The organism is Streptomyces sp. NPDC059788 (genome assembly GCF_042732265.1).
Classification (GTDB): Bacteria; Actinomycetota; Actinomycetes; order Streptomycetales; family Streptomycetaceae; genus Streptomyces.
The window spans coordinates 37,653-60,959 of sequence record NZ_JBHWHY010000056.1; the positions used below are offsets into that span (position 1 = coordinate 37,653).

Annotated in this window: 15 protein-coding genes and 1 tRNA gene; 7 read left to right on the plus strand and 9 right to left on the minus strand. The window is 73.7% G+C overall.

Translation table 11 applies throughout. The features are described from left to right. The first annotated feature begins 61 nt into the window (after positions 1-61). The 5 genes from ACFV57_RS35830 to ACFV57_RS35850 all read left to right on the plus strand — a co-directional run bounded on the left by ACFV57_RS35830 (position 62) and on the right by ACFV57_RS35850 (position 9,967). Positions 62-1,405, plus strand: a complete 1,344-nt coding sequence (locus ACFV57_RS35830) for a hypothetical protein (protein WP_385241063.1) — start codon at positions 62-64, stop codon at positions 1,403-1,405. Beyond that, a complete protein-coding gene (locus ACFV57_RS35835) occupies positions 1,402-4,536 on the plus strand; it encodes a tetratricopeptide repeat protein (RefSeq protein WP_385241066.1) in 3,135 nt (1,044 codons plus the stop codon). The genes ACFV57_RS35830 and ACFV57_RS35835 overlap by 4 nt, the downstream gene beginning before the upstream one ends. Before the next feature lies 1 nt (position 4,537). Further along, complete coding sequence (locus ACFV57_RS35840; RefSeq protein ID WP_385241069.1) at positions 4,538-6,382, plus strand: protein phosphatase 2C domain-containing protein; 1,845 nt, start codon at positions 4,538-4,540, stop codon at positions 6,380-6,382. A gap of 249 nt (positions 6,383-6,631) precedes the next feature. Continuing rightward, positions 6,632-7,990, plus strand: coding sequence for a VWA domain-containing protein (locus ACFV57_RS35845; RefSeq protein ID WP_385241072.1), 1,359 nt, complete (start codon positions 6,632-6,634; stop codon positions 7,988-7,990). A 453-nt stretch (positions 7,991-8,443) separates the two neighbouring features. Further along, positions 8,444-9,967 (plus strand): FHA domain-containing protein, encoded by a 1,524-nt coding sequence (locus tag ACFV57_RS35850; RefSeq protein ID WP_385241120.1) that lies wholly within the window; start codon positions 8,444-8,446, stop codon positions 9,965-9,967. A gap of 130 nt (positions 9,968-10,097) precedes the next feature. On the opposite strand, the gene ACFV57_RS35855 is transcribed toward ACFV57_RS35850, so the two are convergent. Beyond that, entirely contained in the window at positions 10,098-11,177 is a 1,080-nt protein-coding gene (locus ACFV57_RS35855; protein ID WP_385241074.1) for a methyltransferase domain-containing protein, read from the minus strand. A 74-nt stretch (positions 11,178-11,251) separates the two neighbouring features. Here ACFV57_RS35855 and ACFV57_RS35860 point away from each other — a divergent pair, with 74 nt between their 5' ends. After that, positions 11,252-11,656 carry a globin gene (locus ACFV57_RS35860; protein ID WP_385241077.1) on the plus strand — a complete coding sequence of 135 codons (405 nt, stop codon included), beginning with the start codon at positions 11,252-11,254 and terminating at the stop codon, positions 11,654-11,656. 115 nt (positions 11,657-11,771) lie between these two features. On the opposite strand, the gene ACFV57_RS35865 is transcribed toward ACFV57_RS35860, so the two are convergent. The 7 genes from ACFV57_RS35865 to ACFV57_RS35895 form a co-directional block, all read right to left on the minus strand. After that, positions 11,772-12,539 (minus strand): hypothetical protein, encoded by a 768-nt coding sequence (locus tag ACFV57_RS35865; protein WP_385241080.1) that lies wholly within the window; start codon positions 12,537-12,539, stop codon positions 11,772-11,774. Further along, entirely contained in the window at positions 12,536-12,940 is a 405-nt protein-coding gene (locus ACFV57_RS35870; RefSeq protein WP_385241123.1) for an acyl-CoA thioesterase, read from the minus strand. The genes ACFV57_RS35865 and ACFV57_RS35870 overlap by 4 nt, the downstream gene beginning before the upstream one ends. Before the next feature lie 44 nt (positions 12,941-12,984). Next, complete coding sequence (gene ettA, locus ACFV57_RS35875) at positions 12,985-14,649, minus strand: energy-dependent translational throttle protein EttA (RefSeq protein ID WP_385241082.1); 1,665 nt, start codon at positions 14,647-14,649, stop codon at positions 12,985-12,987. A 415-nt stretch (positions 14,650-15,064) separates the two neighbouring features. Further along, positions 15,065-16,471, minus strand: a complete 1,407-nt coding sequence (locus ACFV57_RS35880; RefSeq protein WP_385241084.1) for a Cys-Gln thioester bond-forming surface protein — start codon at positions 16,469-16,471, stop codon at positions 15,065-15,067. 336 nt (positions 16,472-16,807) lie between these two features. Then, positions 16,808-17,407, minus strand: a complete 600-nt coding sequence (locus tag ACFV57_RS35885; RefSeq protein WP_385241126.1) for a single-stranded DNA-binding protein — start codon at positions 17,405-17,407, stop codon at positions 16,808-16,810. Between the two features lie 234 nt (positions 17,408-17,641). Continuing rightward, positions 17,642-19,810: a GTPase gene (locus tag ACFV57_RS35890; protein WP_385241087.1), complete on the minus strand. Its 2,169-nt coding sequence runs from the start codon at positions 19,808-19,810 to the stop codon at positions 17,642-17,644. 233 nt (positions 19,811-20,043) lie between these two features. Next, positions 20,044-21,771: a dynamin family protein gene (locus tag ACFV57_RS35895; protein ID WP_385241129.1), complete on the minus strand. Its 1,728-nt coding sequence runs from the start codon at positions 21,769-21,771 to the stop codon at positions 20,044-20,046. Between the two features lie 312 nt (positions 21,772-22,083). On the opposite strand from ACFV57_RS35895, the gene ACFV57_RS35900 reads away from it, so the two are divergent. Further along, positions 22,084-22,156: transfer RNA gene (locus tag ACFV57_RS35900), tRNA-Arg, on the plus strand. A 280-nt stretch (positions 22,157-22,436) separates the two neighbouring features. On the opposite strand, the gene ACFV57_RS35905 is transcribed toward ACFV57_RS35900, so the two are convergent. Next, positions 22,437-22,898, minus strand: coding sequence for a helix-turn-helix domain-containing protein (locus ACFV57_RS35905; RefSeq protein ID WP_385241090.1), 462 nt, complete (start codon positions 22,896-22,898; stop codon positions 22,437-22,439). Positions 22,899-23,307 lie beyond the last annotated feature (409 nt).

A 23,307-nucleotide genomic window follows, 5' to 3' on the forward strand; every position in this document is an offset into this window, starting at 1 on the left:
GCGACCGCCGCGACGACCATCACAACCGCAGCGCACCACACGGACTTTGGAGAGGTGATCGATGGGGGCCCCTGGACCCTTCCCCGGCTCCCCGGGGAAGTCCCAAGACCCGGTGATGAGCCGGGAGGAGGTGGACCGCGCCCTGGGCCGGCTCGCTGCCGAGTACGAGGCGATCGAGACGTCGCTGCTCGCCCTCCAGGACCACGCGGGCCGCCGGCTCCTGGAGGGCGCCGAACTCACCGGCCTCACCAAGGACCGCTGGGCCGCCACCGAACAGTCCATCACCGTCCTGTGGGCGCACTTCGACGCGTACACCGAAGCGCTCACCACCGCCCGCGAGCTGCGCGCCCGGCGCCGCTGGCCGTCCCCCGACGACCTCGCCGAACTGACCGAGCTGCTCCACGGCGCCCGCGTCACCGTCTCCGGCGCGGCCGTCGGCGGCTCGCCGCGGTTCGGCGGACCCGCCCGGCTGAGCGAACAGTTCAGCCTGGAGGAGCTGGTCGAGCGGATGAACGGGCTGTACGCGGCGGCCCTCGACGTCATCGTCTCCGCCGACGCCGTATGGTCCGCGCTGCCCGCGCGGATAGACCTGCTCGCCGCCGAACTGCGCCGCACGCTGTCCCTGGCCCGGTCGGTCGGCGTACGGCCCGGGGAGCACCCGGCGGGCGACGACCTGGAGCGGATCACGTACGAACTGACGCAGCTGCGCGCCCAGGTGGTGTCCGACCCGCTGGCCTACTGGGCCCCGGACACCGACCGCAGCGCCGCGCCCGGCGGCGGCCGCCCGGACACCGCCCGCTACGACCGCGCGGCGCGCGCCCTGGAGGACGCCCGGCGGGAGATCGAAGCGGTGCTGGATGTCCGGCAGGACGCCGAGCGGCGGCTGATGCGGCTGCGCGACGTGCTGTCCCGGGCGGACCGTACGCTCACCGAGGCGCGGCAGGCCCGCGGCGAGGTGCTCGCGAAGATCGCCGCGTCCGAGGTGCCCGCCGTCAGCGGCCCGCCCACGGCGCTGCACGAACAGCTGACCACCGCCGCCGAGTACCGCCGGCACGCCCAGTGGCACCGCCTCTCGCCCCTGCTCGACAGCCTGGAGCAGCGCGCCGAGGACGAACTGCACCGCGCCCGGGAGTCGTTGACGGCGGTCACGGCTCCCCTGGCGGTCCGGGCGGAGCTGCGCGGGCGCCTGGACGCGTACAAGGCGAAGGCCGCACGGCACGGCCTGGCCGAGGACCCACTGCTGACCGAGCGCTACGACGTCGCGCGACGGATGCTGTGGAGCGCGCCGTGCGACCTGCGGGTGGCCGAGCAGGCGGTGCTGCGCTACCAGCAGGCGGTGGCCGAGGCGCTGCTGCCACCGGCGCCGGACCGCGGGCCGGCGGACGGACCACAGGGGGGAACATGAGCGAGGAGCGGACCGGCGCCGCCCCGTGCCAGCGGCGCGACTGCCCCGGCATGTACGAGGACGTCGGCGGCGGCGAACTGTACTGCGACACGTGCGGGCTGGCGCCGGTCGTGTCCCCCGACGGCATGGTGGGGTCGTCGGCCACGGGGGTCACGGCGGCGCGGAGGGTTGGGCTGGGTGGCGGGGGCCGGGAGTCAGAGTCGAGGCCGGGGGGCTCCGGGGCGGCAGGGTCCGGGGCAGCGGGTTCGGGGGCAGCGGGGTCCGGATCGGCAGGGTCCGGGGCAGCGGGTTCGGGGGCAGCGGGGTCCGGATCGGCAGGTTCCGGATCGGCGGGCTCCGGGGCAGGGGGCTCCGGATCGGCGGGTTCCGGATCGGCGGAGGGCCGTGGTTCCGCCTCCGTGACCTCCGCCGGCGGGCGGACCGCCGCCTCCGCCCGTTCCGCGACCTCGCGGCGCTCCGTCTCCGGCCGCCTCTCCCGCTCCCTGCCGGGCGCCGCGACGCGCTCCATGTCCGTGTCCGTCCGCAGCGCCGGCCGCGGCACCGGCTCCGGGCCGTCGCGCGGACGCCTGGGCGCGGGGCTGGTGTCCGTACCGGAAGTGCCGCGGCCCGATCCGCGTACGGCCGTCCTGGAGAACCCGGAGGTCCCCGAGCGCAAGCGGTTCTGCAGCCGTGGCGACTGCGGCGCCCCGGTGGGCCGGGCGCGCGGCGACCGTCCGGGCCGTACGGAGGGTTTCTGCACCAAGTGCGGCCACCCGTACAGCTTTGTGCCCAAGCTGCGCCCCGGCGACGTGGTGCACGGCAGCTACGAAGTCGTCGGCTGCCTGGCGCACGGCGGCCTGGGCTGGATCTACCTGGCGATCGACCGCGCGGTGTCCGACCGCTGGGTGGTCCTCAAGGGCCTGCTGGACACCGGCGACGAGGAGGCCCTCGCCGTGGCCGCGTCCGAGCGCCGCTTCCTCGCCGAGATCGAGCACTCCAACATCGTCCGCATCTACAACTTCGTCGAGCACCTGGACCGTACGACCGGCAGCCTGGACGGCTACATCGTCATGGAGTACGTCGGCGGCAAGTCCCTCAAGGACATCGCCAACGAGCGGCGTACGGCGGGCGGGCGCCGCGACCCGCTGCCGGTCGAGCAGGCGTGCGCGTACGGCATCGAGGCCCTGGAGGCGCTCGGCCACCTGCACAGCCGCAATCTCCTGTACTGCGACTTCAAGGTCGACAACGCCATCCAGCAGCACGACCAGCTGAAGCTGATCGACATGGGCGCGGTCCGCCGGATGGACGACGACGAGAGCGCGATCTACGGCACGATCGGCTACCAGGCGCCCGAAGTCGCCGCGACGGGACCGTCCGTCGCCTCCGACCTCTACACGGTCGCGCGCACTCTCGCCGTGCTCACCTTCGACTTCCAGGGCTACACGAACATCTTCGTCGACTCGCTGCCCGATCCCGACAACATCGACGTCTTCCGTACGTACGAGTCCTTCTACCGCCTCCTGGTACGGGCCACCGACCCCGACCCGGTGCGGCGGTTCTCCTCGGCGGAGGAGATGGCCGAGCAGCTGACGGGGGTGCTGCGGGAGGTCATGGCACTCCGAACGGGCGAGCAGCGGCCCGCGCTGTCCACCCTGTTCGGGCCGGAACTGCGCGTCGTGGACACGGACGTGGTGGTGCCCGCGGAGGGGGACACGTCGTTGCTCGGGGCCCGCGCGGTGGCCGCAGAACCGCGCCGGGCGGGACGCGCGGGGGCAACGGGGCGGAAGAGCTGGAAGGAACGGCGAGGGCGGGGCTCGGCGAACGCGGTGGTCGGTCCGGCCGCCGGAATCGGCGCTCCCGGCGGGATCGGCGGCGGCAGGGGGCACTCCGGCGATCCCGGCGGCGGCCAGGCCGTCGCGAGCGGCACGGGTGGCGCGAGCGGTGTCGGCGGGCCGGCCGTGGCCCCGGCCGGGCAGGCCGCACAGCCTGCCGTTCCCGCCCAGGTCGCCTACGAGGTCACGTCGGCCACCGGCCCGCGGACGACGACCGGCGGCGCCGGAGCGGCGGCCGGTTCCGCCGTCGGTACCAGCGTCGAGTCCGCCAGCGGGACCGCCACCGAAGCGGCTTCCGGAGCGGCCGGCGGGACACGCGGTGCCCCGGCGCTGCGCCCGCTCGACACCGGCCTCGCCGTACTGGCCCTGCCCGTACCGCGCGTCGACCCCGCCGACCCGAACGCGGGTTTCCTCGCCGGCCTGCTGGCCGCCGCCCCCGCCGAGCTGGTCAGCGCGCTCCGCGCGGCACCCGCCGACACCATAGAGACCCGCCTGCGCAAGCTGCGGGCGCAGTTGGAGATGGGGGACGGCGCGGCGGCCCTGCGCGAGCTGCGTGCCGTCGAGGCGGACCCCGACCAGGGCTGGGCCGAGGACTGGCGGGTGGTCTGGTACCGCGGCCTGGTGGCGCTGACGAACGGTGACCGCGAGACGGCGGCGCTGTCGTTCGACGCGATGTACGACGCCTTCCCCGGCGAGTCCGCGCCGAAGCTGGCGCTCGCCATCTGCGCCGAGGTGCTGGGGCAGCTGGACAACGCGGCGGAGTACTACCGGCTGGTGTGGGCGGCCGACCGCAGTTACGTCAGCGCGGCGTTCGGGCTGGCCCGGGTGCGGTTGGCGGACGGTGACCGGGAGGGGGCGGTGGCCGCCCTGGAATCCGTACCGGAGTCCTCCATTCACTACACTGCGGCGCGCATCGCGGCGGTCCGGGCCCGGCTGCGGCAACGCTCCGCGCTCGACGCGCTGCTGGAGGATCTGCGGGCGGCGGCCGGGCAGGTGGAGCGGCTCACGGACTCCGGGCTGGACGCGGAGCGCCGCGAACGGCTGACAACCGAGGTGCTGGGCTGCGCGCTGGACTGGGTACTCTCCGGTAGCCGCGGTGCCGAGCAACGGGGGCGTACATTGCCGTCCGGGGCCCCCGGCCCCGGTTCCGGCGGCACCGCCGTCCGGCCCGGTCTGCTCGGCAGCGCACTGGACGAACGCGGCCTGCGCTTCGGCCTGGAGCGGTCGTTCAGACTGCTCGCCCGGCTGGCGCAGCGCGGCGAGGAAAGGATCGAGCTGGTGGAACGGGCCAACCGCTTCCGCCCCAGGACGTGGGTGTGACATGGGTGTGACAGGGCCGTTCCGGTGTGCGAGCTGCAGCGAGCCGCTCGAACCGGGGGACAACTACTGCGGGTTCTGCGGCGCCGATGTCGTGGCCCCGGCCGGGCCGGGGGATACCGGTGACCGCCCCACGGTCCCGCTGGGCGACGCGGCGGACCAGGGGGCGGGTCCGGTCGCGCTGCCCGCCGCGTTCCTGATGCCGGGGGCGGGAGGGGGGCAGGGGGCCGCGGGTGCGGCTCCGGCTCCGGCGTACGGGCAGGCTTCCGCGTACGGCGCGGGGCCCGAACACAGTGCGGGAGCCGGGCGCGGTGGCGAATCCCCGTACGCGCCGGGGGGCGCGCACGCCAACGGGGCGGCGCACGTCCCGCACGCGCCCGTACCGCCGCCACCCCCGCCCGGCTACGCGCCCGGAGGGCCGCAGGCCCGGACGCAGGCGGGCGTGCAAGCCGGTGTGCAGACCGGCCTGCAAGCCGGTGTGCAAGCCGGGGCCCAGCCCCATGCGCAGCCTCATGCGCCCCATCACGCGCAGTCCCATGCACCGCATGCGGAGGCGAGCGTTCCGCCCTCGGCCGGTCACGGCCCCGGGCCCCGTACGGGCCAGGCCGCCGCGCCCCATGGCGGCGCACCGGACCCGCGCATCGCCGGCTACGACCTCGCCGCCGAGGCGACGGGAGCGACGGGAGCGACGGGAGCGACGGGAGCGACGGGACCAGCAGAGCCGACGGGAGCGGCGGGCCCGGCGGGCCCGGCGGGGCCCGCGGGGCAGGGCCCCACTCCCCCGGGCAACCCGGCTGCCCCTGCCAGTCCCACCAACCCTGCCACCCCAGCCGATCCCACCAACCCCACCAGCCCCACACCCACCTCCGCCGACCTCCCCCTCTCCACGCCTCCCCCCTCCCCCGAGCACCAGACCCCCGCCCAGGGCACCCGTGTCTGCGCGGTCTGCCACGCGGGGACGGTCGCCCAGGACGGGTACTGCGAGAACTGCGGCCACGCGCAGCCGCAGGAACGCGACCACATGGAGCGGGAGCTGCCGGGCGTGGCGGCGGTCAGCGACCGGGGCCACCGCCACCACCGCAACGAGGACTTCTTCGCGGTCGCCGAGGCGGCGCTGCCGGACGGCTCGCCCGCCGTGCTCGCCGTCGTCTGCGACGGCGTGTCCTCCGCGTCCCGCCCCGACGACGCGTCCGCCGCCGCGTCCGGGACCGCGGCGCGGACACTGCTGGCCGCCCTGCCCGGCGGTACGCACCCGCAGCGGGCCATGCACGACGCGATCATCGCCGCCGCCAAATCCGTCAACGCGCTGGCCGCCGCGCCCCACCAGGCCCAGCAGCACGACCCGTACCGCCAGCAGAACGCCCCCGCCTGCACGTTCGTCGGGGCGCTGGTCGGCGGCGGGCTGCTCGTCATCGGCTGGGTCGGTGACAGCCGCGCCTACTGGGTCCCCGACGACCGCGGCGCGCCCGCCGTGCGCCTCACCGAGGACGACTCCTGGGCGGCGCAGATGGTCGCCAACAACCTGATGTCGGAGGCGGAGGCGTACGCCGACGACCGGGCGCACGCCATCACGGGCTGGCTGGGCGCGGACGCGTACGAACTGGAGCCGCACACCGCTTCCTTCAAGCCCGACGGACCGGGTGTAGTGGTGGTGTGCACGGACGGCCTGTGGAACTACGCCGAGGCCGCGGAGCAGGTGGCCGCGGTGCTCCCGGCCGACGCGCACGACCGGCCGCTGCACAGCGCGCGGACCCTGGTCGCCCATGCGCTCGCCGGCGGGGGCCACGACAACGTAACAGTGGCGGTGGTGCCGTTCCCGGAACCGCGGGGACGGGCAGGATCGGCCTGAGCACGCGCCGGACCCGCACCGCACGCACCGCACGCACCGCACGCACCTACAGCGACTCCCGCCACACGAGACGCGCGAATCAGCGGAAGCCGCAGACGTAACAGAAGCAGCAGGAGCAGGAGCAGGAGCAACAGGAGTAAAGCGCCAACGGGGGGATGATCACGGGGACTTCCGCCCGCCCATGTGTCTCTTCACCGCCGTGCGGACTTTGCACCGGAGGCTGCCCGGTGGCACAAAGGAGCGGAACAAATGGCCAACTTCTCCAAGTCCGGCGTGCCGCGGTTCACCGCCGAGGTCTACCAGAACGCGTACCTGCCCGAGGGCGGACGCGAGGTGAACGCCATCGTGACCGTCACCGCCACGGGCGGCGGCACCAGCGGCGGACTGCCGCTGTTCGCCGCCGGTACGGACGCGGCCGGGCTGGGCGCCGCCGCCCGGCACGCGGGCGTCGTGATCATGGTGGACTGCTCCGGCTCGATGGACTACCCGCCCACCAAGATGCGCAACGCGCGCGCTGCCACGGCCGCCGCGATCGAGACCGTACGGGACGGTGTCGCCTTCGCCGTGGTGGCCGGCACCCACCAGGCCGCCGAGGTCTACCCGGGCGGCGGGCGGCTCGCCACCGCCGGCCCGACCACCCGCGCCCAGGCCGGGGAGGCGCTGCGCAAGCTGAGCGCCGGCGGCGGCACCGCCATCGGCACCTGGCTGCGGCTGGCCGACCGGCTGCTGACCGAAGCGGACGTCGGCATCCGGCACGGCATCCTGCTCACCGACGGCCGCAACGAACACGAGTCGCCGCAGGACCTGCGCGCCACCCTCGACGCCTGCGCCGGGCGCTTCACCTGCGACGCCCGCGGCGTCGGCACGGACTGGGAGGTCAAGGAGGTCACCGGTATCGCCTCGGCGCTGCTCGGCACGGCCGACATCGTCGCCGATCCGGCCGGACTGGCCGCCGACTTCACGCGGATGATGGAGGCCGCGATGGGCAAGGAGGTGGCGGACGTCACCCTGCGGCTGTGGACACCGCAGGACGCACACGTCGCATTCGTGAAGCAAGTGGCACCGGCCGTCGAGGACTTGACCGGCCGCCGTACCGAATCCGGCCCGCGGACCGGCGACTATCCGACAGGTTCCTGGGGCGACGAGTCCCGCGACTACCACCTGTGCGTACGGGTTCCGGCGGCCGAAGTGGGCCGGGAGATGCTGGCCGCCCGGGTATCGCTCGTCCTCCCCGCACCCGGGGGTGATACCCCGCGGACCCTTGCGCAAGGTCTCGTACGAGCGGTCTGGACGGACGATTTGGCAGCTTCCACCACCATTAATCCCCAGGTTGCCCATTACACGGGTCAAGCCGAACTGGCACAGGTCATCCAGCAAGGGTTGGATGCCCGCAAGTCGGGCGATGCGGACGACGCGACCGCGAAACTGGGGCGGGCCGTACAACTGGCGAGCGCGTCCGGGAACGAGGAGACTGCGAAACTGCTTGCGAAGGTGGTGGACGTCGTCGACGCGGCGACCGGTACTGTGCGACTGAAGGCGAAGGTCACAGAGGCGGACGAGATGACGCTCGAAACGCGCTCGACCAAGACAGTTCGCGTCAAGAAATAACAAACTAGACGTACTACCGAACACAATCGGTACTGAGGGGGAAGATCCGACATGCCGACCTGCCCGAACGGCCATCAGTCGGTGGCCGAAGACTGGTGCGAGGTGTGCGGCCACCGGATGGCGGGCGCTGTTCCCCCACCACCCTCCCTGCCCGCGGGATTCCTCAACACACCTCCGGCCGGCCAGCCGGCCCCGCCGCCCCCCGCGCCCCAGGGCGGCCCCGGCGACACGGGCGGCGGTCCCGGCGGTCCCGGCGGCTCCCAGGGCGGGCAGGGCTTCCCGCCCCAGGGTCAGGCACCTCAGGGTCAAGCGCCTCAGGGGCAGGCACCTCAGGGGCAGGGTCCTCAGACTCCGCCGCCCCATGGCCGGCCGCCTCAGACCGCAGCTCCCCAGTCCCCGCCGCCCGCTCCGCAGGGCGGCCCCATGGGCCAGGGCCCGGCGGCGCAGGGACCGATGGGCCAAGGCCCCGGCCCGGCCCCCGCACCCGGCCCGCACGGCAGCCAGGGCGGGCAGGCCAGTCACGGCAGCCAGGGCGGGCAGGGCGGTTACGGCTTCCCGCCCCCGGCCTCCGGCCCGAACACTCCCGCGCCTCCTCCCCCGCAGGCCCACGGCCCCGGCGCCGGCCAGTCCGGCCACCCGGGACAGCCGATGCCTCCGGGACCACAGAGCCAGCCGGGACAGCCGGGGCCGCACAGCCAGCCGGGTCAGCAGGGCCAGCCGGAGCTGTGCCCGCAGTGCCGTACGCCGCGTGAGGCGATGGCCCCGTTCTGCGAGGAGTGCCGCTACAACTTCCAGACGCACTCGGCGACCTCTTACGCCCCGCCGCCCCCCGCCCCGCAGGGCGGCCCGGGTCCGCAGGGCGGCCAGGGCGGCTACGGCTTCCCGCCCCCGCAGCAGGGCCCACACACCCCGCCGCAGCAGTACGAGTACCAGGGCTCGCGCCCGTCGCAGATCAACCGTCCCGCCGAACCGCTCTCCTCCGAGCAGTCCGGCCAGTTCGGCCAGCCCGTCCACGGTGGCCAGCCGGGCCCGTACGAGCCCCAGCAGCCTCCGCAGCAACCGCCCGGCCAGCAGCCCGGTTCCCACGGTGCGCCCGTGGGCCAGCCCGGTCCGCTGCCCTCGCCCCCGGCCCGGTCGACCGACGACGACTGGCCGCTGCCTCCTCCCAGCGCCCAGACCCCGCCCCCGCCGCCCGCGCAGCCGGGCCCGCAGGGTGGCCCGGACCACAGCCAGGGCGGCCAGGGCGGCCAGGGCGGCTACGGCTTCCCGCCCCCGCAGCAGGGCCCGCACACCCCGCCGCAGCAGCAGGGCCCGTACGAGCCCCAGCAGCCGGGTCCGTTCGAAGCTCAGCAGCCGGGGCCGTTCGAGCCTCAGCAGCAGGCGCCGTACGACCCGCAGTCCGCGCAACAGGCGCCGCCGCAAGCTCCGTTCGAGCCGCAGCAGCAGCCCGGCCCCTTCGGCCAGCCGCCGCAGCAGCAGCCGGAGCCGCACCAGCAGCCGCAGCCCGACCAGCAGTGGCACCAGCCTGCGCCGGGGCCCGCCGCCCCGCCCGGCCCGCCGCCGGTCGTCGGTGACGGCTGGGTGGTGGCGATCGCCCCCGACCGCGAGTACTTCATGGCCATGATGGGCCGCAGCGGCCCGGAGGCGGCGGGCCTGAACCTGCCCGCCTACTCCCCCGAGCAGCAGATCCCGCTCACCGGCCCGCAGATCACCATCGGCCGCCGCCGGCACAGCACGGGCGAGTCCCCGGACATCGACCTGGGCCGCCCGCCGGAGGACCCGGGCGTCTCGCACCAGCACGCCCTCCTGGTCCAGCAGCCCGACGGCAGCTGGGCCGTGGTCGACCAGAACTCCACCAACGGCACCACCGTCAACCTGGCCGAGGACCCCATCCAGCCGTACGTCCCGACCCCCCTCCACGAGGGCGACCGCATCCATGTGGGCGCCTGGACCACCATCACGGTCCGCCGCGCCTGACCCGCCGGACGCCCGCCCGCACCGGGCGCCGCCAAGCGCCTGCCGGTAAGCGCCTGCCCCGGCTCACCCGCCGGGGCCGGCGCTTTCGGCTTCCACACGCTGTCGACTTCCGCACGCTGGCGGCCGCGCCTCAGGCGCGCCCGGACTCCGCGTCCCCCGGCAGCGGCCACCGCAGCGGGCCGTCCGGCGAGTCGAGCCAGGCGTACTGGTGGGTGTCGCGCACGGTGACGCCGAAGCGTTCGCGGCGGGGGCGGCCCTCGCGTCGCCACAGGTCGTAGGACTCGCGCGGGGTGAGGCTGCCGGCGGTCAGGGACCACACGAAGTGGAACCTCTCGTCCCGCAGCACTTCGCGGGGCAGGCCGTCGCGCGGGCCCCAGCGCCTGCCGCCGGTCACAACGGGGCTCCCGGGGACGCCGGAGGGGTGGGCGTCGGGGTCGGGGCGGGCACGCAGCGGTACGAAATAGGCCGGCGTGGCCAGGAAGCGGCCCTCCGCCCGTACGGCGCCCGGGTCCGTCACGCGCAGGGCGAGCAGGCCGGTGGCCAGGGGCGCCAGGACGAGCGCGCCGGGTGTGCACTGGGCGATCCACGCGGGCGGCACGGACGGCAGCGCGCAGGTCGCGACGACCCGGTCGTACGGCGCGCGTTCCGGGCAGCCGAGGGCGCCGTCGCCGGTCACCACGGCCGGCCGGTACCCGGCCGCCGCCAGCCGCTCCCGCGCCGGACCGGTGATCTCCTCGTCCAGGTCGACGGTGGTCACCTGCTCCACGCCCAGCCGGTGGGCCAGCAGGGCCGCGTTGTAGCCGGTGCCCGTGCCGATCTCCAGGACGCGGCAGCCGGCGCCCGGCCTCCGCTCCTCCGCCTCCTCGACCCGCAGTTCCTCCAGCATCATGGCCATCAGCGACGGCTGGCTGCTGGAGGACACCAGCTCGCCGTCCCGCATGCACGTCGCGAGCGCCCCGTCCGTATAGGCGCCGTCCAGCCAGCGGGCCCGCCGCTGCGGGTCGGGGTCGGAGCCGGACAGGCGCTGGTAGCCGCGCGGAGTGGTCACGAAGTAGTACGGGACGAAAAGGTGTCGCGGCACCTCCTCGAAGGCGGCCCGCCACCGCGGGTCGCCGAGGTGGCCGCCCGCCCTGATCTGCCGGACCAGCCCGGCACGCGCCGCGGCCGCCGGGTCGCGGTCCGGCCGCGGACCGGACTGTGTACCGCTCATGTCTCCACTGTCCTACGTCGCAGGTCTTCGGCCGAGCCGCCCGGCACGGCCGCGTCGTCTGACACCATGGAAGGGTGAACAAGATTCCGCGCGGCACGCTTCAGGAACAGACCTTTTACGAGCAGGTCGGCGGCGAGCCGACCTTCCGCCGCCTGGTGCACCGTTTCTACCAGGGGGTGGCCGAGGACCCGCTGCTGCGGCCGATGTACCCGGAGGAGGATCTGGGACCGGCCGAGGAGCGGCTCGCGCTCTTTCTCATGCAGTACTGGGGCGGGCCCCGTACGTACAGCGACGGCCGCGGTCACCCGCGGCTGCGGATGCGGCACGCGCCCTTCACGGTGGACCGCGCCGCGCACGACGCCTGGCTCAAGCACATGCGCGACGCGGTGGACTCGCTGGAGCTGTCGCCCGAGCACGAGACGCAGCTGTGGAACTACCTGACGTATGCGGCGGCGTCGATGATCAACGCGGCGGACTGAGGGCCGCGGGACTCCGGGGCACGTCGGCATACGGAGTCGTGGATACGAAGTCGCAGGGGCCGGCGCGGGGTTTTCGCCCCCGCACCGGCCCCTGACGCGTTTCCCGGAACGCTCCTCAGGCGGGTGTCACCGGCAGCGCCGACGGCCCGCCCGTGCGGACCGCGACCGATCCGTACGGCGTCCGCAGCCGCAGCCAGCCGCCCGCGGCCAGCAGCGTCAGCGCCGGCGGCTCCGCCAGGGCGGCGCCCCCATGGCCCGGGCCGGTGCCCGCGGGCCCGTGGCCGAACGCCTGCGCCCCGGCCCGTGCCGGGCGCAGGAAGCCCAGGGACTGCGCGGCGTGCGCGGCCCGCAGCGGCAGGTGGGTGTCGCCCAGCGTGCGCGACCAGATCTCGCGGCCGATGCGGTCGCGCTCGGCGCGCGTACGGCGTTCCGGCGGCAGGGCCTCGTCCCGGGCGCGGAACTCGGCGACGGCGAGCGCGACGGTCCTGCCGAGCGCCTGCGGCGAGGGCAGTCCCGGCACCTGCCGCCAGCCGCCGCGCGGTGGCAGGACGCCGGCCCACGGCGGGCCGGTGACGGCCGCCGGCAGCGTCAGGCTGTCCGCCGACTCGTCGATGCCTTCGAGCAGGTCTCCGGCGGAGACGGTGCGGTCGAACCCGATGGCGGGGGCCGCTCCCGTACCGGCCGACGGGCCGGACGCGGCCGGTGCCAGGCGGGCCGTACGGATCGCCAGCACCTCGAACGACGGCGGGCGCCCGAACACGGCGAGCACCCCGCCGCCCGCCTGCAACCGCACCGCGGCGGCGCGGTCGTAGTGGATCAGCCGGGCCAGGAAGGCGGCGAGGTCCGCCGCCTCCCCGGCATCGGCCAGGCGCAACGCCGTCATGCGGCGACTGCCCCCTCCTGCTGCTCCGCGTCGGCCCCGGTGTCCAGGTACTCCATGAGGAACGACTTCTCCTCCGCGGTGATGCGGCGGGGCCGCTCCGCGGTGAAGTCGTAGGGGACCACGACGGTCGAGGCGCGGACGTACACCGTGTCCTCGTCCTTGATCTCGTAGGAGATCGTCATCGACGCGGCGCCTATCTTCGTCACCCAGGACTCGACGGTGACCGGCGCGTGCCGGTGCACCAGCGGGCGTACGTAGTCGATCTCGTGGCGGGCCACGACGGACCCGCCGGAGAAGGACGTGCTGCCCTCGCCCGGCGCCAGCCGCCACATGAAGTCGATCCGCGCCTCTTCCAGGTAGCGGATGAACACCACGTTGTTGACATGGCCGAAGGCGTCCATGTCGGACCAGCGCAGCGGGCAGGAGTAGAGGTGTCGCACGCGGCTCAGCCCCGGGTGAGCTTCTTGTACGTGGCGCGGTGCGGACGGGCCGCGTCCGGGCCCAGGCGCTCGACCTTGTTCTTCTCGTACGACTCGAAGTTGCCCTCGAACCAGAACCACTTGGACTCGCCCTCGTACGCCAGGATGTGGGTGGCGACGCGGTCCAGGAACCAGCGGTCGTGGGAAACGACCACGGCACAGCCGGGGAACTCCAGCAGCGCGTTCTCCAGCGAGGACAGGGTCTCGACGTCGAGGTCGTTGGTCGGCTCGTCGAGGAGCAGCAGGTTGCCGCCCTGCTTGAGGGTGAGCGCCAGGTTCAGGCGGTTGCGCTCACCGCCGGAGAGCACACCGGCCGGCTTCTGCTGGTCCGGGCCCTTGAAGCCGAACGCCGACACGTAGGCGCGGGACGGCATTTCGACCTGGCCGACGTTGATGTAGTCCAGCTCGTCGGAGACGACGGCCCACAGGGTCTTCTTGGGGTCGATGTTGGCGCGGGTCTGGTCGACGTAGGAGATCTTGACCGTGTCGCCGACCTTGATCTGGCCGGAGTCCGGCTCCTCCAGGCCCTGGATCATCTTGAACAGCGTGGTCTTGCCCGCGCCGTTGGGGCCGATGACGCCGACGATGCCGTTGCGCGGGAGGGTGAACGACAGGTCGTCGATGAGGACCTTGTCGCCGAACGCCTTGTTCAGGTGCTCGACCTCGACGACGACGTTGCCCAGGCGCGGGCCCGGCGGGATCTGGATCTCCTCGAAGTCCAGCTTCCGGGTCTTCTCCGCCTCGGCCGCCATCTCCTCGTAACGGGTCAGACGGGACTTGGACTTGGCCTGCCGGCCCTTGGCGTTGGAGCGGACCCAGTCCAGCTCTTCCTTCAGACGCTTCGCACGCTTGGCGTCCTTCTGGCCCTCGACCTTCAGGCGGGCGGCCTTCTTGTCCAGGTACGTGGAGTAGTTGCCCTCGTAGGCGATCGCGCGGCCGCGGTCCAGCTCCAGGATCCACTCGGCCACGTTGTCGAGGAAGTACCGGTCGTGGGTGACGGCGACGACGGTGCCGGCGTACTTGGCGAGGTGCTGCTCCAGCCACTGCACGGACTCGGCGTCCAGGTGGTTGGTGGGCTCGTCGAGGAGCAGCAGGTCGGGGGCCTCCAGGAGGAGCTTGCACAGCGCGACGCGGCGCTTCTCACCACCGGAGAGCTTGGTGACGCCCCAGTCGCCGGGCGGGCAGCCCAGCGCGTCCATGGCCTGCTCCAGCTGGGTGTCCAGGTCCCAGGCGTTGGCGTGGTCCAGGTCCTCCTGGAGCTTGCCCATCTCCTCCATCAGCGCGTCGGAGTAGTCGGTCGCCATCAGCTCGGCGACCTCGTTGAAGCGCTTGAGCTTGTCCATGATCTCGCGGGCGCCGTCCTGGACGTTCTCCAGGACCGTCTTGGACTCGTCCAGCGGCGGCTCCTGGAGGAGCATCCCGACGGAGAAGCCCGGGGTCAGGAACGCGTCACCGTTCGACGGCTGCTCAAGACCCGCCATGATCTTCAGCACCGTCGACTTGCCGGCGCCGTTGGGCCCCACGACACCGATCTTCGCGCCCGGCAGGAAGCTCAGCGTCACGTCGTCAAGGATGACCTTGTCGCCGTGCGCCTTGCGCGTCTTGCGCATCGTGTAGATGTACTCAGCCAAGAGAAACCGTCCGGCAGTCTGGATCTGTCATGGTCAATGCGGCTCCGCCGCGTGGGCCGATGAGCGGCTCCGCCGCGCGAGGGCAGATACACCCCATCTTGCCGTACGGCCAGCCCGCGATGGAAACGAGTACCTCAGGGGCCGGTGTTCCGAGGCCGGTGCCGGGCCCGGTGCCGCGGGCGGGAGCCGGGCCCGGCGCCGGGAACGCCGCCGCCCTCCGAGGCCGAGGAGCGGTCTCGGCTCGGCCACGGAGGGCGGCGGGTGTGGTGCGTACGGTCACGGAGCGGGCGGAGCCGCGCCGCCGCGTGGTGGGCGGGTGCGCCGGGTCACGCGGCGGAGGGGATCGCGTCGCGCTCCGTCACCCCGGGCCCCGGGTGTTCGCACACCCCGGGCCCGGAGGACGTCCGCTCCTCGGTTACTGGGTGACGCCCGCCTTCTTCTTACGGAGGAAGAAGACCGCGCCGCCGCCGACGACGACCAGCGCGACCGCGACGCCCGCGATCACCGGGGTGGCGTTGCTGGAGCCGGTCTCGGCCAGGTCGCCGCCCGCGCCGCCGCCGGTGCTGCCGGAGCTGGTGCCGCCGGCCGTGGCCGGGCTGGGCTGCGGGGAGGGCTTGCCGGTTCCGGTGCCGGCGGTCTTGCAGTCGAGGACACCGGTGAAGGTCTTCGTGAAGCCGCCCTCACCCTTGATCGTGATCTCGTACGCCTGGTCCTCGCCGACCGGGACGGTGATCGTCTCGGACTTGCCCGGCGCGATCACGTGCTCCTTGCCGGAGAGCTGGAAGCGGAACGCCGCGTCGCCCTTGTTGGTGGCCGTGACGTCCACGCCGCCCTTGGAGCAGTTCTTCTCGGCGGTGACCGCCGGGGCGGCGCCCTGCTTCTTCCAGGACGCGGTGGCGGTCGCGGTCGCGGTGGACTCGCTGGAGCCGGCCAGGATCATGGTCTGGCTCTTGACGCGGCCGACGCTGCCGGTGAAGGCCCGGCCGACCGAGACCTTCGTGGCGGCCTGGGCGGTCAGCGAGGTGGCGCCGTCCTTCGCGCCCGCGGGCACGTCGAAGAAGAGCTTGGTGCCGTTGGTCGCCTTGGTGACGGGCTTGCCGTCCGCGCCGACCACCTGCACACCGGCGGGGGCACCGGCGGCCGGGGAGACGGTCACGCTGTTGGCGTTGGTGTGGACCGTGACGGGGCCCAGCTTGCTGCCGGACTTGCCGGAGACGGCCGGCGGGTCCAGCTTGAGCGACGCCTCGGGCTCGGTGAGGCTCTCCGCGCTCTTCGCCAGGTAGTCGGCGAGCTTCTCGGCCGCGGGGTCGACGGCGTCGACCTTGACGTGGTCGGAGAAGCGCCAGATCGCGACCTGGGTACCGGCGGCAGCGGTCTTCTCGGTCAGGCTCCCGGCGCCGGCCTTCTTGGCGAGCGAGGCCAGGTCGTTCACCTGCGGGTAGGAGTTCTGCAGGATCCAGCGGATCTTGCCGGCGTCCTGGTTGTTGTGCAGCGAGGACGCGCTCCAGGGCACCTCCTGGTACTTCGCCTGCTGCTGCGTCGGCGTGCTGATGTCGATGCAGTACGTCTGGAGGGTGCCGCCGCCCTCGACGGTCATCTCGAAGAGCCCGGCACCGATCTGCTGGTCGTGCCCGCCCGCGTGCAGCACCGCCTGGCCGTAGGTCTTCAGACCGCCGAGCGTGGCGCTGGCGCCCCCGTGGGCGGGCGTCGCGTCATCAGCCGCGGCGGGACCCGCGGTGGTTATCGCACCCGCCGCGACCAGGCCCGACGCCAGGACCGCGGCGGCAAGGCGGGCTGCGCCCCGCCTCTTCACAGAAATCATGAATTTCCCCTCTGGGCGAGGCGGGATCGATAGGGGAGATGCCTCGCCGGAATGAACCCAAAGAACTCAACAGCCGAATACATCAGCCCCCGTGAGTACTCGTGAGTACCCGACGGATCCTAGAGATCGGGCGCAACAGGGCCCCCCGTAATACCGTCCCATAAGAGATCCGATCCGCAATCGTTACCGACTACACCCCTCTTGACCTGGCAATATCGACAAATCACCGGGACTTTCCGGGCACTGACCGCTTCTCAGGCTTATGGCACATCGGGGTCGCGGACGGTACGTCGGAGGGCGCATCCCGGAACGCCCCACGAAGCGCCGGTCCAGGTTTCAGAGTGCGGCAATGGCCGTCTCCTCTCGGGGGCCGGCGGCCGGTGAGCGAGGGTCGCCGCGTTCGTCCTCGCCCGGTGGAGACGACCAGTCAGGGGCGGCCGTCGGATCGTGTGCTGGTGCTTTCGGCGCCCCGGATTCCGATGGCTCCGGGGCCGGGGCGCCGGGCCCTCGGGGCGCTTCGGCCGCGCCCGGTTGCCCGGCCGGCTGCGTCAGCTCCGTACGTACCCGGGTGATCCGGCGGAAGGCGGAGGTGCCGCGCGACAGGTCGTGTCCGACCGCGACGGCGTCCACTTCGACCGACACCCGCCGCTGTCCGCCCTTCTCCTCGGGCAGTTCCCGCTCCCACACCCGCATCCGGCCGTGCACGACGAGTGGTTCGCCGCGCGAGACCGAAGCGGCGACGTGGTCCGCGAGCGCCCGCCACGCGCGGACGGTGTAGAAGCTCGGGTCCCCGTCGGCCCAGCAGCCGCGCTCCTTGTCCCAGCGCCGCGTGGACGTCGCCAGACGGAACCGCACCGTCGAAGCACCCGTCGTCGTCTGCCGGTGCTCCACCGCCGTCGCGGCGTTCCCCACCAGCGTCACCATCGTTTCGTACATCGTCATCGCCCTCCCCCGTCGCGGGCCCCCGGCGGGCCCCTCGGCCCGGTCCCGGGCCTGCGTGGAACCCATGCTGCACGGGTTCGCCGGAGCCCGCCGGAGCCTGTGCGTTACCACCGGGTTGTGGACAACTCCGTCACCCTGACGGGGGTTTCCCCAACCCGGCCCGCTGCCGCCGAGCCCACTGCCGCCCGGTCCGCCGCCGCCCAGCCCACTGCCGCCCGGTCCGCCGGCTCAGAGCCCCGCCGCCACCGCGTACTGCTCCCGCACCTCCCGATAACGCAGCAGCTCGGCGGCGACCGGTTCCAGCACCGCAGCGCGCCCGCAGCCCGCGGCCGCCGACCGCAGCCCGCGCTCCGCTTCCTGGCCGTACCGCCTGGCCGCACCGCGCCCCGCCATCCCGCACACCCACGACAGGGCCGGACCGCCCGTCGTCCCGATGGCCGTCACCAGCAGCGCCGACAGCCACTCCGCCGCCTCCGCCGCGCCCACCGCCACGGCCAGCAGCCACAGCAGCCCCGTCACCTGCAACGCCGTCAGCACCCCCTGCGCCACGCCGACCGCCGTCCACCACCGCGGCCGTACCTGCGGCCCGGCGCGCAACGCGCTCTCCGACACCGCGGCCGCCCGGTCCAGCGCCTCCGGCAACTCCTCGGCTCCCCGTACCGCCGCCTCGCGCACTGCCTGCGACCAGGGCGCAGGAAGGCCCTCCGACGCCTCCGCCGCCACGGCCCGTACGGCCTGCTCGACCAACGGCCGCGCCGTCGCCCGCCCGTCCACCGGCACCCACCCGCTCACCGTGTCGTACGCGTCGTCACCGCCCGCCTGCGAACCGGCGTCCGGCTCCGTGTACGCGTCCCGGTGCCACAGCCGCGACGCCCCCGTACGTCCCGGGCTCGTCCGCCCGGACCGTCCGCGCGCCGCCTCCGTACGCCGTCGCCTGCGCAGCCGCAGGCGCAGCCACGGAGTGCCGCACGCCCGCTCCCCGTGCCGCAGCCAGTCCCGCTCCGCCGCGCTCCCCATCGCCCCGGCACCGACCGCCTCGGCGAGCCAGTCCTCGAACTCCTCGCGGGACGGTTCCGTCAGCCCGTACCGCCCGTCCGCCACATACACCGGCCACAGCCGCCCTGCCGCCGCGTCCACGTCGGCGGCCAGCCGCCGGTCCGCCGCACCGCGCTCCGCGACGAACTGCCGCAGCGCCTCCTTCAGTTCCCCGACCCCCTCCCCCGTGGCCGCCGACAGCGCCAGCACCGCCGCACCCGGCTCGCCGTGCTCACCGAGGGCCAGCCCGTCCTCGTCCAGCAGCCGCCGCAGATCGTCGACGACCTGGACGGCGGCCTCCCCCGGCAGCCGGTCCACCTGATTGAGCACGACGAACGTGACCTCGGCATGGCCAGCCAGCGGGCGCAGATACCTTTCGTGCAGCACGGCGTCCGCGTACTTCTCCGGGTCGACCACCCAGATCACCGCGTCCACCAGCTTCAGCATCCGGTCCACCTGCTCGCGGTGCCCCGCCGCCGCCGAGTCGTGGTCCGGCAGGTCCAGAAGGACGAGCCCTGGAAGTACGGCCGAGCCGCCGGCGGGTGTGTGTCTGCGGCGCGCCGGTACTCCCAGCCGGTCCAGCAGCCCGTCGGCGCCCGGCAGCCCGCCGGACCACACGCAGGCCACCGGCTCCGCGGTCGTCGGGCGGCGCGCCCCCACGTCCGAGCGGTCCGCCCCCGCGAGCGCGTTGAACAGCGACGACTTTCCGCTGCCCGTGGCTCCCGCGACGGCGACGACGGTGTGTTCCCCGGACAGCCGGTACCGCTCGTCCGCCGCGTCGAGCACCCGCCCCGCCTCGGCCAGCGTGGTCCCGTCCAGCCGCGTCCGGGACAGCCCGACCAGTTCCCGCAGGGCGTCCAGCCGCGGCCGCAGCCGCTCTCCGGCCGAGCGCCGTGGCCTGGGCGACGCGCCCGCGAACTCGATCGGCGCCGCTTCGGGGACGCGGGTCCGAGGCTCCTGTACGGGTTCGCCGGGCTCCTGGAGTACGGCCAGTACGGCTTCGAGCTCGTTCTCGCCCTCCTCCTCCCACTCCTGCCATTCACGCTGCCGGTACCACTCGTCCTCGTCCTGCCAGGCGTTCCCGTATCCGGTCCCCGGACCGGGACCGTGCCCACGTCCATCTCCGTCCGCGTGCCTGTCTTGCCGGTCTTCTGCCGCGTTCGCGGGCCCGTCCTGGGCCGGGGGCCGGTCCCGGTCCTCCCACTCCAGCCACTCGGGCCACTCACGCCACCCGGCCCTGTCGCTCCCGCGAGACTCCGCCGCTTCCCGTACGCGGGCCTGCCGTCGTTCTGCGGCGGGCCTCGCGTCGGCGCCGTCCTTCGCGCGACGCGCGATCAGCCCGTCGTTCCAGGAGACGGGCACGTCGACCGGGGCGGGGGCGGCGGGGCGGGACGCTTCCGGGGCCGCGTGTTGTGGGTCCGGGCCCGGCTGCGGAGGACAGCCCGGCTGCGAGGGTGTCCGAGCCTCCGCGCCTTCATCCTCGGACCGGTCCCGATCCCGGTCCTGGCCCTCGCCCCAATCCTGATCCTGATCCCGATCCCCGTCCCGGTCTCGATCCCGGCCCCGGCCCTCGTCCGGACTTCCCACAGGAGCAGTCACCGCGTCACCTTCTCCTTCTGCAGTAGCGACAGCGCGGCGATCAGCGCGGCCTGGTGGTCCGGCCGCACTCCCAGCGACTCCAGCGGCGCCAGGCGCCGCTCCCGTTCGCCGTCCAGCGCGCGCTGCAGGTACGTGTCGAGCAGCCGGCCGCCCCGGTCGCGCAGCCGTACCGCGGCCTGTGCCCCCATCAGTCCGGCGAGGGCCTCGCCCGCCGTACGGGCCCGGCGCCCGCCCAGCAGCGTGGTGGCCAGCAGCGCCGCCGCCTCCTCCGGGTCGGCCGCGGCCTTCGCGCGCTCTTGGGCCCGTGCCCCGCGCGCCGCGCGTCCGCCACGCGCCGCGCGCGCTTCCCGTACGCCCTCCTCCGCCAGCTCCTCCAGGCAGCGCCGCCAGCGCCGTACGACCACGCCCAGTCGGGCGGCCGAGGCCGCCGCGTCCGTCGCTTCCGTCAGGGGGGCGGCGTCCGCCGCGGCGGGGTCCCGGCGCCATGCCTCGGCGGCCCGCTCGTCAGCCTGTTCCACCGCGCAGCGCAACAGGGAGGTGAGTCCGTGGGTGAGCGCGTCCAGCAGTTCGTCGGGGCGGCCGCCGAGTTCGTGGTCCCGCCAGTGGGCCCGGGCGTCGCCGGACAGCACCTCGCCCTGTTCGACCTCCCGCCGCACCCGCGCCGCGGCTTCCCCGTAGGCCTGCTCCACCTGGTCGGCCAGCCGCAGTGCGGCGGCGTGCTGGGAGGCGCAGGCCCCGGCGAGGGCCGGCATGCGGGAGTGCAGCGAGGCCAGGATTCCGGCGGTGGTGCGGGCCGCCGCCGCGTTCCGTACCTCGGCGTCCTGCGCGTGCCGTTCCAGCCAGCGCCGCAGTGCCGCCACCGCGGTGGCGGGCAGCAGCCCGGTGCCGCCGCCGGCCGACTCGGGCAGTTCGGGGATGGTGAAGCGGGGTACGTCACCGAGCCCGGCGCGGGTCAGCAGTGCCGCGTACCGGGCCGAGATGTCGGTGGCGATCTGGTGCGGCACCCGGTCCAGCACGGTGACGAGGGTGACGTCGTACTCCTTGGCCGTACGCAGCAGGTGCCACGGCACCGCGTCCGCGTACCGGGCGGCGGTGGTGACCAGCACCCATACGTCGGCCGCGCAGATCAGCTCGGCGGCCAGCTCCCGGTTGCGCGCGACGAGCGAGTCGATGTCCGGGGCGTCCAGGAGCGCCAGCCCGCTGGGGAGCGCCGGTTCCGTCTCGACGCGCAGGGGGGCCACGCCCGCCGCGCTCTTCGCGTCGCCCCCGCCGTCCCCGTCACCCTCGCTCTCGTACGCGCGCTCGCGTTCACAGGCGTCGTCGTACGCGTCCAGGGCCTCCGGGCCGTCCTGCTCGGGCACCCAGACGCGGGTGAACTGCGGCAGCACGCGCCGCCCGGCGAACCAGTGGTGATCGTCGGGGTGGCACACGAGCACCGGCGTACGCGTCGTCGGCCGCAGCACACCGGCCTCGCTGACGCGCCGGCCCACCAGCGAATTGACCAGGGTGGACTTGCCGGCCCCGGTGGAGCCGCCGATGACGGCGAGGAGGGGGGCCTGAGGAGCGCGCAGCCGGGGCATCACATAGTCGTCGAGCTGGTCCAGCAACTCGGACCGGGTGCGCCGGGCGCGGGCGGCGCCGGGCAGTGGCAGCGGGAAGCGCGCGGCGTCGACGCGGTCGCGCAGCGCGGACAGAACGTCAAGGAGCCGGGGTTGTACGTCCAAGGTTGCCACACGTGCAGAATGCCCAATTTTGGCAGGTTTTTGAAGCGTATAGCCCTCTGTGCGCGCCGCGTAAACCCGTACAGAACGGGATCAGCGACGCGTGAGGCAGTCGCGATCAGAGGGACTCAGGCATAACGAGTGCACAACACCCGACGCGTGAGGCGCCAAAAGCGATGCAGAATTCGTACCTGCCTGCGATTATCGGGACCGCTTCACCGAACCTCCACAACGTGCCACGGAGGTGAAGCAACCGGGACGAGGCACACGGAGCCCTATCCTTGTCGGCGGCCCGTGATCCACGCCCACCACCTGGCCCCCGTAGCTCAGTGGATAGAGCAGGTGCCTTCTAAGCACTTGGCCGCAGGTTCGAGTCCTGCCGGGGGCGCTCTTCTTCCGCCGTCGGGCGCCGGTGGGCGCGACGGCCCTTCCCGACGACACGCCGGAGCCGATGGCCTACCGGCGGCTCGGACGCACGCATGACCGTACGAGTGGCCGTATGAGTGGAGGCGTGGACGCGCCGGTGGGTGGCTCAGCGTGCCGCCGCGACGCATGGCCGGGTGGCGAGCAGACGCGCCGTCTGTTCCTACAGCCTCGGCGAGCCCTACAAGCTGTCGGTCCCTACAGACATCGCCTCTGCAAAGGCCTGTCCCGACAGACGCCCGTCCCTACAGGCCGTCTTGTGCCGGGGCGCGGCGCTCGGCCTGTTCGAGTCGGTAGACGACGTCGAGAAGGTCCATGACCTGTTTGCGGCCCTCCGCCGACAATTCGCCGGCGCGCAGGGCCATCAGTTTCACCTCGTGGCTGTGGCCCGCGGCTTCCCGGCGTTTGCGTTCGGCCGCCAGTTCGTCCAGTTGCCGGGTGACCCGGCTGGTCACCGCCTCGTCGAAGAAGTACGCGGCGGGCACTCCGAAGAAATCAGCCAGGGCCTGAAGGTGCTTGAGCGTGGGATTGGACTTGCGTTCCTTGCGGAGTTGCCAGATGTAGCTCTGGGAGACGGTGACTCCGGTGCGGCGGATCGCGGCCGCCACATGCTCGTTGCTGTACTCCTGGCCGTCCCCGCGCCGGACGGTCCGGAAGAGGTGGTTGAGCTTCTCGGCAAGGCCGCGCCCCGTCCGTTCCGTACTCACGCCGCCTCCTGTACCGCAACCGTGGCCGCAACAGCGCAGCCGGGGTCCCACGTGGTTCAACGTACATGTTTGCCACAGGCCTTCACCACAGGGGAATCACGTCAACCATTCGGCCGGAGTTACCGGAACACCTCGGAACGCGGGGACGATCGGGCGGTTCGGGTACGGCGCAATTGGCCGGGCCGCCCGGAGAAGGCCGCCGCGGGCCGCGGAAGGGCGCAGAAGACGACTGAAGGGCACAGAAGGCCGTGGAAGACCGGAGAAGGCCACGGAAGGCCGGAAGTTCACGTTAGCTGAGATGAACGAGGTGGCGTGCAGAACACCGGAGCGGGCGCTGATTGCGTTTCGTGGGCTTTCTTTGCCGAGGTCGGCGGATACGTGAAAACGGCCGGGCCGGTTCACGTGAGTT

What these genes read in the sequence shown, in the direction of transcription:
- ACFV57_RS35830 (WP_385241063.1), top strand. Translation starts at nt 62, where the DNA reads ATGGGGGCCCCTGGACCCTTCCCCGGCTCCCCGGGGAAGTCCCAAGAC.
- ACFV57_RS35835 (WP_385241066.1), top strand. Translation starts at nt 1,402, where the DNA reads ATGAGCGAGGAGCGGACCGGCGCCGCCCCGTGCCAGCGGCGCGACTGC.
- ACFV57_RS35840 (WP_385241069.1), top strand. Translation starts at nt 4,538, where the DNA reads ATGGGTGTGACAGGGCCGTTCCGGTGTGCGAGCTGCAGCGAGCCGCTC.
- ACFV57_RS35845 (WP_385241072.1), top strand. Translation starts at nt 6,632, where the DNA reads ATGGCCAACTTCTCCAAGTCCGGCGTGCCGCGGTTCACCGCCGAGGTC.
- ACFV57_RS35850 (WP_385241120.1), top strand. Translation starts at nt 8,444, where the DNA reads ATGGGCCAAGGCCCCGGCCCGGCCCCCGCACCCGGCCCGCACGGCAGC.
- ACFV57_RS35855 (WP_385241074.1), bottom strand. Translation starts at nt 11,177, where the DNA reads ATGAGCGGTACACAGTCCGGTCCGCGGCCGGACCGCGACCCGGCGGCC.
- ACFV57_RS35865 (WP_385241080.1), bottom strand. Translation starts at nt 12,539, where the DNA reads ATGACGGCGTTGCGCCTGGCCGATGCCGGGGAGGCGGCGGACCTCGCC.
- ACFV57_RS35870 (WP_385241123.1), bottom strand. Translation starts at nt 12,940, where the DNA reads ATGGACGCCTTCGGCCATGTCAACAACGTGGTGTTCATCCGCTACCTG.
- ACFV57_RS35880 (WP_385241084.1), bottom strand. Translation starts at nt 16,471, where the DNA reads ATGATTTCTGTGAAGAGGCGGGGCGCAGCCCGCCTTGCCGCCGCGGTC.
- ACFV57_RS35885 (WP_385241126.1), bottom strand. Translation starts at nt 17,407, where the DNA reads ATGTACGAAACGATGGTGACGCTGGTGGGGAACGCCGCGACGGCGGTG.